Source organism: Streptococcus oralis subsp. oralis, from assembly GCF_002096445.1.
GTDB lineage: Bacteria > Bacillota > Bacilli > Lactobacillales > Streptococcaceae > Streptococcus > Streptococcus oralis_N.
The window spans coordinates 570,589-585,603 of record NZ_NCUK01000013.1 but is presented as its reverse complement, the minus strand read 5'-3'; the positions used below and the strand labels follow the sequence as shown (position 1 = coordinate 585,603).

The window sequence follows — 15,015 nt, the reverse complement described above, 5'->3', positions numbered from 1 at the left end:
TTTACTTGACTTTTTTGGCTAACATAGTCGCAAAGCGTAGTTGAATGCGATTGCCATTTTCATCACGACGGTGCAGATGTCCTGGGTTTTCATTATACTTGACCAATTCCCAATCCTTGTAGTAGTCCGCCAACTCCCCTTCTTTAAAAGTGAATGGGAAGTTAACCGAGCAAGGATAATCCTCTGTATCCATGGCACAGACGATAAGATTATAGCCACCGACTGTGGTGTGCTCCTGCATATTTTGGATAATAGCTGGAATGCGGTCCGCTTGTAGGAACATCAGAACAACTGTCGATACGATGAAATCATAGTCTTGGCTAATGCTGGCTGAATTGATATCATAAAGTCCGACAGGCATGTCTAGATCCTCTTGCTCTACGATGCTTTGCAAGATCTCAAGCGACAATTCATTTTGATCCACAGCTGTCACATCAAAACCATTCTGTGCGAGAAAGAGAGAGTTACGCCCCTGACCACAACCCAAATCCAAGGCTCTTCCTGGTTTCACCGTCTGCATAGCCTCTAGAACCTCTGAATGAACAGGATTAGTATTGTATTTCTTAGGGAAATAGTCCTCAGGTTTACAATAAAATTCCAAGTACCATTCTACATCATCAGTGGCAGCCTCTACTCGGTGCCAGGCTTGCGGTTGTGCCATAGGATTGTCTGCTCCTGCCTCAAAGAGGTGCTCAGCTAGAACCTCACCATCTTCTGTTAACTCAATAAACTTGAGTGCCCCCTTCAAGACAGTAATTTTTCCCCAAGTGCCTACCTTGGTATTGTGCTTTTGCTGAACTGCTTCAGGCATGGTCTGTTTATTCCACAAGGGCATCCGTTTATAGGCAATTAATTTTTCCATTTTACTTCCTCTTCTTAACGCTGGTTGACAGCTTTCATCACACGCGCGATGTCGCGGTTTTGTTCACGACGTTTGATTGACTCCCGTTTGTCATAGTCATGTTTCCCTTTAGCAAGTCCTAAAAGGAGTTTAGCATAACCATCTTTGAGATAGACTTTGAGGGGAACAAGGGTCATTCCTGTCCCTTTGGTCTCCTGTTCCAATTTTTGAATTTGCTTCTTATGGAGCAGAAGTTTACGACGGCGTTCTGGTTCCTGGTTCCAGATATTACCCTCTTCGTAAGGGGCAATATGAACATTGCTCAGCCAGACTTCCCCATTTTTTACTTGGGCAAAGCCGTCCTTGAGATTGATTCGAGCAGCTCGAACGCTCTTGATTTCCGTTCCTGTCAGGACCATTCCTGCCTCTAGCGTATCTACGATTGTATAGTCGTGGTGCGCTTTTTTATTTTGTGCGACGACCTTTCCCTCGCCCTTTGCCATGCTTGGCTCCTTTCTTAGCTACTTCTTTGTAAAAAGGTTTCTTGCCTTTTTTCTTCTTGTCTTTTTGTGAATGCTTATGCTTATCATTCGAGCGCCCTGATTTTCTCTTGTCTTCCTTCTTGTCTGAACGACGACTTGAAGCACGACCTCTTTCTTTGCGACCAGCTTGTTTCAAGCCTTTTTCAATGACATCAAACTCACTTGGGATATAAGAGAAGTCAATCTCACCTGTCATCTTATCGGCTCTTTCAACTCGAATGCGAATCTGCTGTCCTACACGGAAGGTTGTGCCCGATTTCTCCCCACGGAGTGTCAAGTCACGCTCGTTGAAATGATAAAATTCAGGTAGATTGGTGATGTGAATCAAGCCCTCGACTGTATTTGGCAATTCAACAAAGAGACCAAACTTGACGATGCTGGATACAACTGCATCGTACTCTTCACCAACGTATTCTTCCATGTACTCAGCCTTTTTCATGGCTTCGACTTCACGCTCGGCCTCGATGGCACGACGCTCACGATTGGAAGACTGGGTTGCAATCTCTGGAATCACTTGCTCAAAATGCTCTGCTATTTCCTTAGAACGGCCGTAATCCCGAATCATTCGATGGACAAGGAGGTCTGGATAACGGCGAATAGGGCTGGTAAAGTGAGTGTAATAATCAGCAGCAAGACCATAGTGACCGTGATTGTGCTCTGAATAGCGAGCTTGTTGCATGGATCGGAGAAGCATCATGGACAATACATCCGCATAGGGTTCTCCCTCAACAGCACGCATGATGTCTTGAAGCGCCTCCTGGCTAATCTCACTGGCGGTCCCATAAATCCGCAAACCAAAGCTCGAAGCATAATCAATAAACTTCTGAACTTTTTCAGCCTTGGGCTCCTCGTGAATCCGATAAATGAAAGGAAGATCCAGCTTGCTAAAGTGCTCGGCAACCGTTTCATTAGCAATCAACATGAAGGACTCAATCATCCGCTCGGCAACACCACGCTGACGAAGGACGATATCCACAGGCTTGCCTTTTTTATCCACTAGAATCTTTGCTTCACTGGTATCAAAATTAAGGGCACCACGTTTCTCACGCATGCTTTCTAGCCTTTCATGAAGCTTGGCCATGAGTTCAATACTAGGAACAATTTTCTTAAACTCTTGTCTTTTTTCCTCGTCACCTGCTAAGATATCATTAACAGCGCTATAGGTCATACGAAAACTAGTCTTGATCACTGTTTGTGTAATGGTGTAATTAACTACACGACCGTGTTTATCAATTTCCATAATGGCAGACTGGGTCAAGCGATCGACTTGAGGATTGAGAGAGCAGATACCATTTGACAGTCGTTCTGGAAGCATTGGGACCACACGGTCTGTCACGTAGACAGAAGTCGCGCGGTTAAGGGCTTCCTTGTCGAGGGCAGAACCCTCAGTCACGTAGTAGGAAACATCTGCGATGTGAACTCCGAGTTCGATATTGCCATTCTTTAAAGGCTTGATGTGTACCGCATCGTCCAAGTCCTTGGCATCCGCGCCGTCAATGGTAAAGGTGATTTCATCTCTCAGGTCCAGACGATCTTCCATATCCTTTTGAGACGGAGCTTCTGGTACACTTTCCGCCTCCTTGAGAACAGCTTCTGGAAATTCTGAAACAATATCCATGGATTCCAAGACTTCAAGAACGTCAATTCCAGCATCAGTCGAGTGTCCGACCACATCGAGAACACTAGCGACAAAGAAATCATGTTTCTTACTCGGGTATTTGTCGATAATGACCTTGAGAACCTCTGTACCTTCCAACTTGATAGCCGGTTTCTTCACATAAATCGGTTGGCTGATTTTCTGATTTTTTGAACGGATGTAGCCCGCATACTTGGGCTTTTCCTGATCCAGAACGATTTGCCCGACAACTGTCGTCAGGCTATGCTCTAGGATATCGATAATTTTGGCTTCTGCAGCAGTTCCCTTGTTGCGGTCAGCGACTTTCTTGATGACCACCTCTACGGTATCACCATCAATGGCATAGTTGACATCGTTTTTTCCTACAAAAAGGTCGTCATCTTCCCCTTCTAGAGTAACAAAGCCAAAGCCGTTTTTATGGGCATGAAAAATCCCTTTGAGGGTAATTTCATGTTTCTTCTTTTGGTCCAGACATAAACTACCATCATCTTCAAAACGAATCTGGTGCTTTCTTTCCATCAGAGACAGAGTTTTAATCAACTCACGGAAATCCTTGGACCCATCCTTTCCGAGAGCCTGAGCAAGATCATTTACCGTCACTCGCCCCTTCTCTTGCAAATATTCTTTAATTTTATCTTTCATGTTTTCTTTCTAGATTCTTTAATTTTCTTTTACTGTAAGACCTTCTCAAACATCATTTAATACTCAATAAAAATCAAAGAGCAAACTAGAAAGCTAGGCGCAGGCAGTACTGGAGTACGACAAGCCGACGCTGACGTGGTTTGAATTTGATTTTTGAAGAGTATAAAAATAAAAATAGGCAAAGACCTAGTCCTGCCCATTTCTTATCTACTTGATAATACTGTCAATGCTAAGGCAATGGCTAGCCAGAAAAAGACTAAAATACCTGTCAAACGTTGCATCACAGCTTCAAAACCACGCGCTTTACTACGTTCAAACAAATCACCTGAGCTGGCATCAAATACATTGCTGGATTGGTTCTTAGTTGGTTGCATGAAAATCGCAATCACAATCACAACAGATAATACTAATAAAATGGTTAATAATAGGTTATACATATCAAACTCCTTAAAATCCCTATTATTTTACCATAAATTCTACTTAGATTCAAGATGTAAAGTTACTTTTCTTTCCTTTGGACAATATTTTAACACCTCAATCTTGTCTGGATGGGTTTTGGAGTTCTTACTGGTTAGATAATTCATGCTGCCACAAGAGGAGCACTTGAGATTGATTTTTACTCGCACTAGATTTCCTTTACTTTTAATAATGATCTAAATTGCACTAAGTTACATAAACAACTGAAAGCCACACAGGCTGCTGTCGCATAAAAGACAGCATGGTAGCCCAAATATCCTGCAACTGCGGATCCCGCCATAGGTCCAATCACTCCACCGAGGTAAAAAAAGACTTGGTTGAAGGCGAAAATCCTTGAAATACCTGATTTTGGAGTCATTTTGCTAAGAAGCGCATTGACACCTGGTATGAGAGCTCCCGTTCCCAAACCAAAGAGAAAACGATACAAGCCAAGTTGAAGGGGGCTGGTTGCATGGGCACAAAGAAGGTAAATGATGACGGAATAAATCTGCGCTGCAACTAACAATCTATGATTCCCTACCTTATCGCCAAGTTTTCCTAGAATTCCAGCACTCATCATGCTAGAAAATCCCATGCTGGATACGATTAATCCTGATACAAAGAGGAGATTCTCAGTCTGCCCTAAGTCCCGCACATAGAGAGCTAAAATGGGGCCAATTGATTGAGCTGAAAATTGAATGACGAAGCTCGTCAAAAACAGATTTACTAAAAGCCTAGGATACTTGAAAGAAGAAAATACTTCTTTCGTTGGGATAGCCTTCTCCTTAGCCACTGGTTGAAAATCTTCCTTGATAAAGAAAATAGTCAGGATTGCAGCTAAAAATAAGAAAGCACCTACCAATAAAAAGACATTACGAATGCCAAAAATTTCAGCAATAAAGCCTCCAACAAAGGGGCCCGTCAATGTTCCTGCAACAACACCTGTAGATAGAGTCCCCAGAGCCGCGCCAGACTTATCTTTGGGTACCTGACTAGCGATCAAGGCTGTTGCATTGGGGACAAATCCAGTAAATACACCATTGAGCAAGCGCAGAAAGAGTAGCCAATAGATATTCGGAACAAAGGCCAAACCTCCCATGGTAATGGTCATGGCAAGACCTGCTCGAATCATCATGGGTTTTCGACCGTACTTGTCAGCTAGAATACCCCAGATGGGAGAAACTAGAGCTGCTGAAACAGCCGAAACTGAGATGGCTAATCCAGCATAGAAAGCTACTTGATTCCTTTCGATTCCCAACTGCTCTACAAAGATGGGCATGAAAGGAACGACCAAGGAAATGCTGGCGCCCGTTAGAAAACTACCGAACCAGGCGACACGAAGATTCTCTTTCCAACTAATCTCTTGCACAGCTATCGCCTCCTTCAAGTAACTTCACTACTTGAGTCACAAGCTGATCACGACTGCCATTGTTATCTAATATATGACTCGCTAATTTTTTCTTTTCTTCTAAAGACCACTGGGTTGCCAGACGGGACTCTGCTACTTCCTTAGAAAGATAATCCCGTTTCATGAAACGTTCCACCTGAACATCACGGTCCACATAGACCAGCCACGTTTCATCAAACCAAGCACTGTAGTCCTGTTCAAAAAGTAGGGGAATATCCATGAAAAAAATCGCTTCTGTCTGAGCCAACTGGTCTCTCAGTGCAGCCAATTCCTCACGAATAATCTCTCCTTGGGTTTGTTTAGACCATTCCTGCTCCTCAGGATTTGAAAAGATGAGACTAGCCAGGAGAGGGCGATTGAGTTCTCCATTTTCAAGGATTATTTTTTGTCCAAAGTGCTGAACTAAGACCTGATATAGGCGCTCTCCAGGTTTTTGTAGCTGGTGGACGACTGCGTCAGCATCAACCACTTGAAAACCTTGCTCTCTTAGGAAATTTGTCACAGTTGACTTACCTGAGGCAATTCCTCCTGTGATTCCGATGATTTTTCCCATCAGCCCCTCCTTTGACACTGAGGACAAAAATGAGTGCCCCTTCCACCGAGCTGGAATTTCTCAATCACTGTCCCACAGCGCGAACATGCTTGTCCAGTCTTATCATAGACCTGATGGAAGTCCTGCATGGTTCCGTCTTCCCCAAAGGCATTGGTATAGGTCCGAATTGTGGAGCCGCCTTTTTCAACAGCCTGACCCAAAACAGCAATGGTCTGGTCATGGATGGCTGACGCTTCTTCTGCCGTCAAAGTCTGGGAAGGTCTAGCTGGATGAACCTGAGCTCGCCAGAGGACCTCATCCACATAGATATTGCCAAGACCAGCCACCAAGGTTTGGTCTAGGAGGTGGGATTTGATTGGCTTTTTAGATTTGGCTAGGGCAGCTTGAAAGACCTGCAAATCAAAGTCCTGCTCTCTTGGCTCAGGTCCTAGTTTCTTAGAAATAAAGTAGGCATCCAAAAGGTCGGGTACCAGCAATTCCATGGTACCAAACTTGCGTACATCCTCATATACAAGAGTGCCACCATCCTCAAAATGGAAGAAAACATGGGCGTGTTTACGTTCTGGAACTTGGTCTGGATAGTAAAAATACTTTCCCTCCATCCGCAGATGAGAAATCAATACCTTGTCTGTCAGGTAAAAAAGCAAATATTTTCCACGACGCCCCATTGACTCGATAATCTGATCAGGTACTTCCCTTTGAAACTCGTCCAAATCTGTCTTAATCATCTTGGGATAACGAATCTCTAAGCTAGAAATCTTCTTTCCCAAGATCAATTTTTCTAAGCCACGACGAACCGTTTCAACCTCTGGTAATTCAGGCATAAATCCTCCTTCTGTAAAAACAAGAAGCAGGCATGAGCCCACCTCTACTTAGTATTCTTTTTCATTATAGCCAAAGTCAGCCAAATCTAGCTTTTTATCACGCCAGTTTTTCTTGACCTTGACCCAAGTTTCTAGGAAAACCTTGTCCCCTAGCATGAGTTCGATATCACGACGGGCCATGGTCCCAATTTTCTTGAGCATAGCCCCACCTTTTCCGATGATAATGCCTTTTTGGCTATCACGCTCGACCATGATGGTTGCTCGGATATGGACCTTGTCTGTCTCTTCATCACGCTTCATGGAGTCAACTACCACTGCAACTGAGTGAGGAATCTCTTCACGAGTTAGGTGCAAGACTTTCTCACGAATCATTTCTGAAACCAAGAAACGCTCTGGATGGTCTGTGATTTGATCAGCTGGGAAATACTGGAAACCTTCCTCTAGATTTTCACTGAGGATGTCAATTAGACGAGAAACGTTATTTCCTTGAAGGGCTGAGATCGGAACAATTTCCTTAAAGTCCATCTGGTTACGGAAGTCATCAATCTGAGCCAAAAGCTGGTCTGGATGGACCTTGTCAATCTTATTGACCACCAAAATAACTGGAACCTTGGCAGCTTTCAGACGCTCGATGATCATGTCGTCGCCCTTACCACGTGGCTCATCAGCTGGCACCATGAATAGAACAGTATCCACTTCACGCAGAGTACTGTAGGCAGATTCCACCATGAAATCTCCAAGAGCCGTCTTAGGCTTGTGAATTCCTGGCGTGTCGATAAAGACGATTTGTTCCTTATCCGTGGTGTAAATCCCCATGATTTTATTGCGCGTTGTCTGCGCCTTGTCACTCATAATAGCAATCTTTTGCCCCATGACGTGATTCAAAAAGGTTGACTTCCCAACATTGGGACGCCCTAAAATGGCTACAAAGCCTGATTTAAATGTCATAATTTCCTCTTATAGTTTAAAATAGTATATCCCAAATGCGTGGGATAAAGATAAGTGCACCTGTCACTGCAGCAAAAAGAGAGACCACTAGCACAGCTCCTGCCGCCATGTCCTTGGCTTTCTTTGCCAACATAGAAAAGTGATAGTGACTGGCTAGATCCACCACATTTTCGATAGCGGAGTTCATAATCTCAAAGGCTACTACCAAAAAAATGCTCATTAGGAGAAAGAGCCATTCGATCCGTGACACCTGAAAAACAAAACCTGCAAGGATAACTACTAGAGCCGTCACTGCATGTTTTCGCATATTGCGTTCTTCCTTGATGGCAGTCAGAATGCCTGTCAGGGCAAATTCCAAACTGGATACAAGGTCACGATTTTTCCATTTTCGTTTATTGTCTTGTGAGTCCATAGGCTGTCAAAATTTCTTCTTGTAAACCGAACATCTCCGCTTCTTCTTCCGGAGTGTAGTGATCATAGCCGTTAATGTGTAAAAAGCCGTGTACCGCCAAGAAACCCATCTCACGCTCGAAGCTGTGGCCGTATTCCTCAGCCTGCTCATGCGCTTTATCGATAGAGATGAAAAGTTCCCCAATATAGGCATCAAACTCGGACATCATTTCTGCTAATTCAGGATTTTCAAGCAAATCCTCTTCGTCAAAGGCAATGTCCAACTCTGGCTTATACTCAAGGCTAATGACATCTGTCGGGCGATCTGTATCACGATACTCGAGGTTGAGTTCGTGACTACGCTCATTGGTCACAAAAGTAACTGCCATCTCCTTGTCTTCTTTGCCTAATTTTTGGGCTGCAAATTCCAAAATCTCTTGGGTTTGTTGCAAGATTTCTTGTGAAACTTGACCAGTTTCATCTACCATTTCAATATACATGTACTTCTCGATTCTCTTTACTTGGCTTTATTATACCATATTTCCATGATTTTATTCTACCTTTTTGATATAATACTATGGAATACAAACACAAGGAGAGAACGATGTCATTTGACGGATTTTTTTTACACCACATGATTGAGGAATTGCGAAGAGAGTTGGTCAATGGTCGCATCCAGAAAATCAATCAACCTTTTGAACAAGAGTTGGTCTTGCAAATCCGCAGCAATCGCCAAAGTCATCGCCTGCTCCTCTCTGCTCATCCCGTATTTGGACGCATTCAGCTAACCCAAACGACCTTTGAAAATCCAGCTCAACCTTCTACCTTTATCATGGTTTTGAGGAAGTATTTACAAGGTGCCGTGATTGAGTCGATTGAGCAAGTCGAAAACGACCGTATCGTGGAAATTACCGTTTCCAATAAAAACGAGATTGGAGACCATATCCAGGCTACCTTGATTATCGAAATCATGGGCAAACACAGTAATATTCTCCTCGTAGATAAAAGTAGCCATAAAATCCTCGAAGTCATCAAACACGTCGGCTTTTCACAAAATAGCTACCGCACCTTACTTCCAGGTTCAACCTATATTGCTCCGCCTAGTACCGAATCTCTCAATCCTTATACTGTCAAGGATGAAAAGCTCTTTGAAATCCTGCAGACTCAAGAGCTAAAAGCCAAAAATCTTCAAAGCCTCTTTCAAGGTCTAGGACGTGATACGGCAAATGAATTGGAAAACATTCTTATCAGTGATAAACTGTCTACTTTCCGAAACTTCTTTGGGCAAGAAACCAAACCTTTCCTAACAGAGACTTCCTTCAGCCCAGTTCCTTTTGTAAATCAGGTGGGAGAGTCTTTTAACAGCCTTTCTGACTTGCTGGACACCTACTATAAGGACAAGGCTGAACGGGATCGCGTCAAACAGCAAGCCAGTGAACTGATTCGTCGTGTTGAAAATGAACTTCAGAAAAATCGTCACAAGCTTAAAAAACAAGAAAAAGAGTTACTGGCAACAGACAATGCTGAGGAATTTCGCCAAAAAGGGGAATTGTTGACAACCTTCCTCCACCAAGTGCCTAATGACCAAGATCAGGTTACCTTGGACAACTACTACACCAATCAACCTATCACCATTGCGCTTGATAAGGCCTTGACTCCCAGTCAGAATGCCCAACGCTATTTTAAGCGTTACCAGAAACTCAAAGAAGCTGTCAAATACCTTACTGAGCTGATTGAAGAAACCAAGGCAACCATTCTCTATCTAGAAAGTGTGGAGACCGTTCTCAACCAAGCTGGACTAGAAGAAATCGCTGAAATCCGTGAAGAATTGATCCAAACAGGCTTTATTAGAAGACGCCAACGTGAAAAAATCCAGAAACGCAAAAAACCAGAACAGTATCTAGCGAGCGATGGCAAAACCATTATCTATGTTGGACGAAACAACCTGCAAAATGAGGAATTGACCTTTAAAATGGCCCGCAAGGAGGAACTTTGGTTCCATGCCAAGGACATTCCTGGAAGTCATGTCGTCATCTCAGGCAATCTTGACCCATCTGATGAAGTCAAGACAGATGCGGCCGAACTAGCTGCCTACTTCTCCAAAGGGCGTTTGTCAAATCTCGTGCAGGTGGATATGATTGAAGTCAAGAAACTCAATAAACCAACTGGTGGCAAACCCGGTTTTGTAACCTACACAGGGCAAAAGACCCTCCGTGTCACACCAGACCCAGAAAAAATCGCATCTATGAAAAAATCCTGATTCCACTTGAAATCAGGATTTTCGTTTACATTTTACTCTGCAATCAAGGTTTCCAAACCAACCTTCATCATATCAGTGAAGGTATTTTGGCGTTCTTCTGCCGTAGTGTCTTCATCTGGATTGACCAAGCTATCAGAAATGGTCATGATAGCAAGTGCATCAACGTGGTGTTGGGCAGCAAGATAGTAAAGAGCTGCTGCTTCCATTTCCACAGCCTTAACTCCCCATTTACCAAGTTCGATGTTCTTTTCAAAGTAGTTTGAGTAAAAGACATCTGATGACAAAACGTTCCCAACGTGGGTGGTCATACCGAGATCTTTGGCGATATGGTAGGCCTTGTCTAGCAAGTCAAAACTAGCGATTTGTGGGAAATCATACTGTGGCCAGTCGTTGCGAATGATGTTTGAGTTGGTTGCAGCTGCTTGCGCCAAAACCAATTCACGGACGTGGACATCTTCATTCAAAGAGCCCGCAGTTCCCACACGGATCAATTTCTTCACTCCGTAGTCTACAATCAACTCACGCGCATATATAGAAATGGACGGCATTCCCATACCAGTTCCCATGACAGATACACGGTGACCCTTGTAAGTACCAGTGTAGCCAAACATGTTACGCACTTCGTTAAAACAAACAGCATCTTCAAGGAAATTCTCCGCAATAAACTTAGCACGAAGAGGATCCCCCGGAAGAAGAATTTTATCAGCAATTTCACCCTGCTGAGCAGCAATATGGATAGACATAGTTAAGATATAAAGGGCGACAGAGAACAAAGTAAAAATAGGAAACTGACGAAGCATCACAGATGCTAGACAGTTTATCTTTTTTACACAGTTCTCCGCCCGTATTCAGTTCAGCAAATACGGTTTACCCATCCTTTCTTTTATTGTTATGAAAAGTTTTCCGCTCGTGTTCAAATCAGAACACTTAACTCTACCTTTCTTTATTCTAAATGTGATAGTCAAAAAGATACCAAACCCGACACAAAGCAAAGGGAAAATAGGAATTGGGTGCAGTGAGCGATGCTCGCTAGACCAACTATCTTTTTCCCACTGCTTTTAGGGTGGGTTCAATTCCTTTCTTTCTTAATTTTGATGACAAATAGGTGAACAGCACGGGCTCAATTTAAAACCAAACTACCCTACCTTTCAATATTTTTAGAAAAGTTTTCCGCTCGTGTTCAAATTTGAACACTTCACTCTACCTTTCTATGATAAGTATTCATTACAATTCAGCAAGAATCGCTTTAAGCAAGCCTTTGAAGTCGCCTTTGACACGTTCAGTCACTTCTACAACTTCCTCGTGGTTGAGTTCTTCTTGGAAACCAGCAGCATGGTTAGTGATACATGAAATACCGAGAACTTTCAAGCCTGAGTGAGCGGCCACAATAACTTCAGGAACAGTGGACATACCAACTGCATCTGCTCCCAATGTCTTATAGGCACGAATTTCTGCAGGTGTTTCATAAGTCGGACCTGTTACACCGATATAGACACCTTCATCAAGCTTGATACCAAGTTTTTTAGCCACTTCATGGGCAGTAGCACGGTATTCTGGTGTGTAGGCTTTAGACATATCTGGGAAACGTGGACCAAAATCATCCAAGTTTTCACCCATCAATGGGTTTTGCCCCGTCATATTGATATGGTCTGAGATAGCCATCAAGGTACCAGGACCAAATCCAATACCGCCAGCTGCATTGGTTACAATGACACCTTCGCATCCAAGAACTTTCATCACACGTACTGGGAAAGTCACGACTTCAAGAGGATTTCCCTCGTAGAAATGGAAACGACCTTGAAGAGCCAAGACCTTGCGACCTGCAAGATCACCATATACCAATTTACCAGCGTGACCTACTACTGTCGAACGGCCCCAGTTTGGAATATCTGCATAGTCTACTACAACAGGATTTTCGATTTCCTCTGCCAATTCTCCAAGTCCTGATCCAAGGATTAGACCGAACTCAGGTGCTTGGATACCCTTTTCTTTCAAGAAAGCAGCTGTTTCCTTGATCTTATTTAAAAACGTCATTGTGTCTCCTTTATTATTTTTTTAGCATTTGACCTATTTTGTCAAAGGTTTTTGCGTTGCGAATGGTGATGTTGCGATAAAAAGGCATCTTGAGCAAGTACTTATGATAGGCAGTTGCATAGTAAGATTCTTCAGAGAATTTCCCCCAGAAAATCCCAAGTCTTCCAAAATGAACCACTTCATCTTTCAGTTCCAAACTTTCAACTTTCTCAATGACTTGAGCCACATCCAAGTCCTCGGTATAAAAGAGGATGTCCTTTCGTGCCAAATCTTTGGTCCACCATTCAGGCAGATCTTCAAGTTCCGCTTCAAAGTCCTCTAGACTCAGCAAAGAAAAGCTCTGGATAAATGGATAATGGACTGCAAAGAAATCCTCTAACTTTTCAACCAATTGGGCTTTGGGATCTGTCGAAGTAAAGAAAATATTGCCACTGTTGATGTAGGTATCAACTTTTTCCACTCCCAACTCTGTCAATTCTTGACGAAGTTGCGCCATAACAACCTTATTCTTGCCACCGACATTAATGCCCCTTACCAGTAAAGCATAGCGTTTCATCTTATACCAATTTATCTAAGAAACTTTCCCCAATCATGGCAGTTTCCACACCAAAGTTATCCGCAACTGTTGCTGAGATATCTGCAAAATGTTCAACTGGAATGACACCATTTCCCTTAAAGCTAGGGCTGTAAGCTAAAAGTGGGATATATTCACGAGTGTGGTCTGTTCCTGCATAGGTTGGGTCATTTCCATGGTCAGCAGTAATCAAGAGAAGGTCATCCTCTCTCATAGCTGCGATAATTTCAGGCAAGCGTTCATCAAACTCATGCAAGCAATCACGGTAACCATGAGCATTGCGGCGGTGGCCGTAAAGGGCATCAAAGTCAACTAAGTTTGTGAAGGAGAATCCTTTTTCAAACTCAGCAAGTCCCATGGTCTTCAATAATGTATCAATTCCGTGGCTGTTTGACTTGTTGTGGCCCATGTCATGATTGATACCAGCTCCGTTAAAGATATCGTTGATTTTACCAACAGCGTAAGTATCGATGCCAGCTTCGTTCAATTTATCCAAAACAGTTGGTGCAAATGGGGAAACGGCCAAGTCACGACGGTTAGCTGTACGAGTGAAGTTTCCTGGCTCGCCAACATACGGACGGGCAATGATACGGCCTAAAAGGGCAGGACGCTCAAGAGTAATCGAACGAGCGTATTCACAAATACGGTACAATTCATCCAAAGGAATGATGTCTTCATGGGCAGCAATCTGCAAAACAGGGTCAGCTGAAGTATAGATAATCAACTCCCCAGTTTCCATCTGACGAGGTCCAAAATCATCGATAACAGCTGTACCTGAGTAAGGTTTGTTGGCTTCACGAATGACCTTGCGCCCTGAAAATTCTTCAATCTTTGTCAAGATTTCTTCTGGGAAACCGTTCCAGAAAGTATCGAAAGGCTCGGTAATGTTGAGTCCCATGATTTCCCAGTGACCAGTCATGGTATCCTTACCAAGGGAAACTTCTTCCAATTTTGTTGCATAACCTGTTGGATTGCTTTCAGCTGGAACAGTCTTCAGCGGCGTTTCGCGAGGAATATTTCCTAGACCGATTTTAGCCATGTTTGGCACATTCAAACCAACTGTTTTTGAAATGTGTCCTAGTGTGTCAGAAGCACCGTCTGGCACCCCTGCATTGACAAAGTTATTGGCATCTGGTGCAGCACCGATTCCCACAGAATCCAGTACCACCAAGTGAATCCGATTAAATTTTGACATAGTCTGTCTCCTTATTATTTTAGTTATCTTGCTTTTGTTGAAGTTAAAATCTGAACACCACCTCGTCCCGCTACGATGACCTTATCCACCATTTGGTTGAACAAGCCATGCTCTACGACACCAACGACATGGTCCAATTCTTGTCCGAAGGCAATTGGATCTTCAATGACATCCAAGGCTAGGTCAATGATAAAGTTCCGCATATCGGTCACAAAACGTTGGCCGTCTTTTTCACGGAAACTTGGTTTGTAGCCAGCTCGCTCAAACCGACGAAAGACCTGTTCTGCACCATACTGAACCACTTCTACTGGCAATTTAAAAGCACCTAGTTTCTTGACCAGTTTGCTTTCATCCACCACCCAAATGTATTCTTTTGAGGGCGTTGCGACAACCTTCTCCATCAGAAGGGCACCACCTCCGCCTTTGATTCCGTTAAACTGGCTATCTACTTCATCCGCCCCGTCAACCGTCACATCGACAAAGTCCACTTGATCAATCAACTTGAGTGGGATGTTTAGTCCTTCAGCCTGTTTACTGGTCACACTGGAAGTTGTCACAGCAGTAATCTGCAAACCTTCTTCCTTAATCCGACGACCGATTTCTTCTACGAAATAGTAGGCAGTTGATCCAGTACCGAGTCCAACAACCATACCATCCTTGACAAACTCAGCAGCCTTGATACCTGCCATCTTTTTCAGATTCTCCACTTAAG

General features: G+C 43.4%; 16 protein-coding genes and 1 pseudogene. 1 reads left to right on the top strand and 16 read right to left on the bottom strand.

Annotated elements, in window-relative coordinates; translation table 11 throughout:
• Position 1: 1 nt before the first annotated feature.
• The 11 genes from tehB to ybeY all read right to left on the bottom strand — a co-directional run bounded on the left by tehB (position 2) and on the right by ybeY (position 8,740).
• Complete coding sequence (gene tehB, locus B7721_RS06230) at positions 2-862, bottom strand: SAM-dependent methyltransferase TehB (RefSeq protein WP_084878083.1); 861 nt, start codon at positions 860-862, stop codon at positions 2-4.
• A gap of 14 nt (positions 863-876) precedes the next feature.
• Positions 877-1,344 carry an SsrA-binding protein SmpB gene (smpB, locus tag B7721_RS06225; protein ID WP_001051743.1) on the bottom strand — a complete coding sequence of 156 codons (468 nt, stop codon included), beginning with the start codon at positions 1,342-1,344 and terminating at the stop codon, positions 877-879.
• Positions 1,307-3,661, bottom strand: a complete 2,355-nt coding sequence (gene rnr, locus B7721_RS06220; protein ID WP_084878082.1) for a ribonuclease R — start codon at positions 3,659-3,661, stop codon at positions 1,307-1,309. Before rnr ends, smpB begins: the two co-directional genes overlap by 38 nt.
• A 203-nt stretch (positions 3,662-3,864) precedes the next feature.
• Entirely contained in the window at positions 3,865-4,098 is a 234-nt protein-coding gene (gene secG, locus B7721_RS06215) for a preprotein translocase subunit SecG (RefSeq protein WP_000282517.1), read from the bottom strand.
• Positions 4,099-4,137: 39 nt separating this feature from the next.
• Positions 4,138-4,287 carry a 50S ribosomal protein L33 gene (gene rpmG, locus B7721_RS06210; protein WP_007519517.1) on the bottom strand — a complete coding sequence of 50 codons (150 nt, stop codon included), beginning with the start codon at positions 4,285-4,287 and terminating at the stop codon, positions 4,138-4,140.
• Complete coding sequence (locus tag B7721_RS06205; protein ID WP_084878080.1) at positions 4,287-5,486, bottom strand: multidrug efflux MFS transporter; 1,200 nt, start codon at positions 5,484-5,486, stop codon at positions 4,287-4,289. Before B7721_RS06205 ends, rpmG begins: the two co-directional genes overlap by 1 nt.
• Positions 5,473-6,078 (bottom strand): dephospho-CoA kinase, encoded by a 606-nt coding sequence (gene coaE / locus B7721_RS06200; protein ID WP_042902360.1) that lies wholly within the window; start codon positions 6,076-6,078, stop codon positions 5,473-5,475. The genes B7721_RS06205 and coaE overlap by 14 nt, the downstream gene beginning before the upstream one ends.
• Positions 6,078-6,902 carry a DNA-formamidopyrimidine glycosylase gene (mutM, locus tag B7721_RS06195; protein WP_084878078.1) on the bottom strand — a complete coding sequence of 275 codons (825 nt, stop codon included), beginning with the start codon at positions 6,900-6,902 and terminating at the stop codon, positions 6,078-6,080. The genes coaE and mutM overlap by 1 nt, the downstream gene beginning before the upstream one ends.
• A gap of 48 nt (positions 6,903-6,950) precedes the next feature.
• Complete coding sequence (gene era / locus B7721_RS06190; RefSeq protein ID WP_000143274.1) at positions 6,951-7,850, bottom strand: GTPase Era; 900 nt, start codon at positions 7,848-7,850, stop codon at positions 6,951-6,953.
• Positions 7,851-7,866: 16 nt separating this feature from the next.
• Positions 7,867-8,262 (bottom strand): diacylglycerol kinase family protein, encoded by a 396-nt coding sequence (locus tag B7721_RS06185; protein WP_084878076.1) that lies wholly within the window; start codon positions 8,260-8,262, stop codon positions 7,867-7,869.
• Positions 8,243-8,740, bottom strand: a complete 498-nt coding sequence (ybeY, locus tag B7721_RS06180) for an rRNA maturation RNase YbeY (RefSeq protein ID WP_084878075.1) — start codon at positions 8,738-8,740, stop codon at positions 8,243-8,245. The genes B7721_RS06185 and ybeY overlap by 20 nt, the downstream gene beginning before the upstream one ends.
• A gap of 104 nt (positions 8,741-8,844) precedes the next feature.
• On the opposite strand from ybeY, the gene pavA reads away from it, so the two are divergent.
• Positions 8,845-10,500, top strand: a complete 1,656-nt coding sequence (gene pavA / locus B7721_RS06175; protein WP_084878073.1) for an Rqc2 family fibronectin-binding protein PavA — start codon at positions 8,845-8,847, stop codon at positions 10,498-10,500.
• A gap of 32 nt (positions 10,501-10,532) precedes the next feature.
• Here pavA and deoD read toward each other — a convergent pair whose 3' ends face one another.
• The 5 genes and pseudogenes from deoD to rpiA form a co-directional block, all read right to left on the bottom strand.
• Complete coding sequence (deoD, locus tag B7721_RS06170) at positions 10,533-11,243, bottom strand: purine-nucleoside phosphorylase (RefSeq protein ID WP_025171735.1); 711 nt, start codon at positions 11,241-11,243, stop codon at positions 10,533-10,535.
• Between the two features lie 481 nt (positions 11,244-11,724).
• A complete protein-coding gene (locus B7721_RS06165) occupies positions 11,725-12,534 on the bottom strand; it encodes a purine-nucleoside phosphorylase (protein ID WP_084878866.1) in 810 nt (269 codons plus the stop codon).
• Positions 12,535-13,090, bottom strand: a pseudogene (locus B7721_RS06160) (DUF1697 domain-containing protein); the annotation flags it as partial.
• A 1-nt stretch (position 13,091) separates the two neighbouring features.
• Complete coding sequence (locus tag B7721_RS06155) at positions 13,092-14,303, bottom strand: phosphopentomutase (protein ID WP_084878071.1); 1,212 nt, start codon at positions 14,301-14,303, stop codon at positions 13,092-13,094.
• 23 nt (positions 14,304-14,326) lie between these two features.
• Positions 14,327-15,010 carry a ribose-5-phosphate isomerase RpiA gene (gene rpiA, locus B7721_RS06150; RefSeq protein ID WP_084878070.1) on the bottom strand — a complete coding sequence of 228 codons (684 nt, stop codon included), beginning with the start codon at positions 15,008-15,010 and terminating at the stop codon, positions 14,327-14,329.
• Positions 15,011-15,015: the final 5 nt, after the last annotated feature.

Coding starts and splice junctions, on each gene's coding strand:
- secG (WP_000282517.1), bottom strand. CDS start 4,098: ATGTATAACCTATTATTAACCATTTTATTAGTATTATCTGTTGTGATT.
- tehB (WP_084878083.1), bottom strand. CDS start 862: ATGGAAAAATTAATTGCCTATAAACGGATGCCCTTGTGGAATAAACAG.
- smpB (WP_001051743.1), bottom strand. CDS start 1,344: ATGGCAAAGGGCGAGGGAAAGGTCGTCGCACAAAATAAAAAAGCGCAC.
- coaE (WP_042902360.1), bottom strand. CDS start 6,078: ATGGGAAAAATCATCGGAATCACAGGAGGAATTGCCTCAGGTAAGTCA.
- B7721_RS06165 (WP_084878866.1), bottom strand. CDS start 12,534: ATGACGTTTTTAAATAAGATCAAGGAAACAGCTGCTTTCTTGAAAGAA.
- era (WP_000143274.1), bottom strand. CDS start 7,850: ATGACATTTAAATCAGGCTTTGTAGCCATTTTAGGGCGTCCCAATGTT.
- mutM (WP_084878078.1), bottom strand. CDS start 6,902: ATGCCTGAATTACCAGAGGTTGAAACGGTTCGTCGTGGCTTAGAAAAA.
- B7721_RS06155 (WP_084878071.1), bottom strand. CDS start 14,303: ATGTCAAAATTTAATCGGATTCACTTGGTGGTACTGGATTCTGTGGGA.
- rnr (WP_084878082.1), bottom strand. CDS start 3,661: ATGAAAGATAAAATTAAAGAATATTTGCAAGAGAAGGGGCGAGTGACG.
- ybeY (WP_084878075.1), bottom strand. CDS start 8,740: ATGTATATTGAAATGGTAGATGAAACTGGTCAAGTTTCACAAGAAATC.
- deoD (WP_025171735.1), bottom strand. CDS start 11,243: ATGTCTATCCATATTGCTGCTCAGCAGGGTGAAATTGCTGATAAAATT.
- B7721_RS06185 (WP_084878076.1), bottom strand. CDS start 8,262: ATGGACTCACAAGACAATAAACGAAAATGGAAAAATCGTGACCTTGTA.
- pavA (WP_084878073.1), top strand. CDS start 8,845: ATGTCATTTGACGGATTTTTTTTACACCACATGATTGAGGAATTGCGA.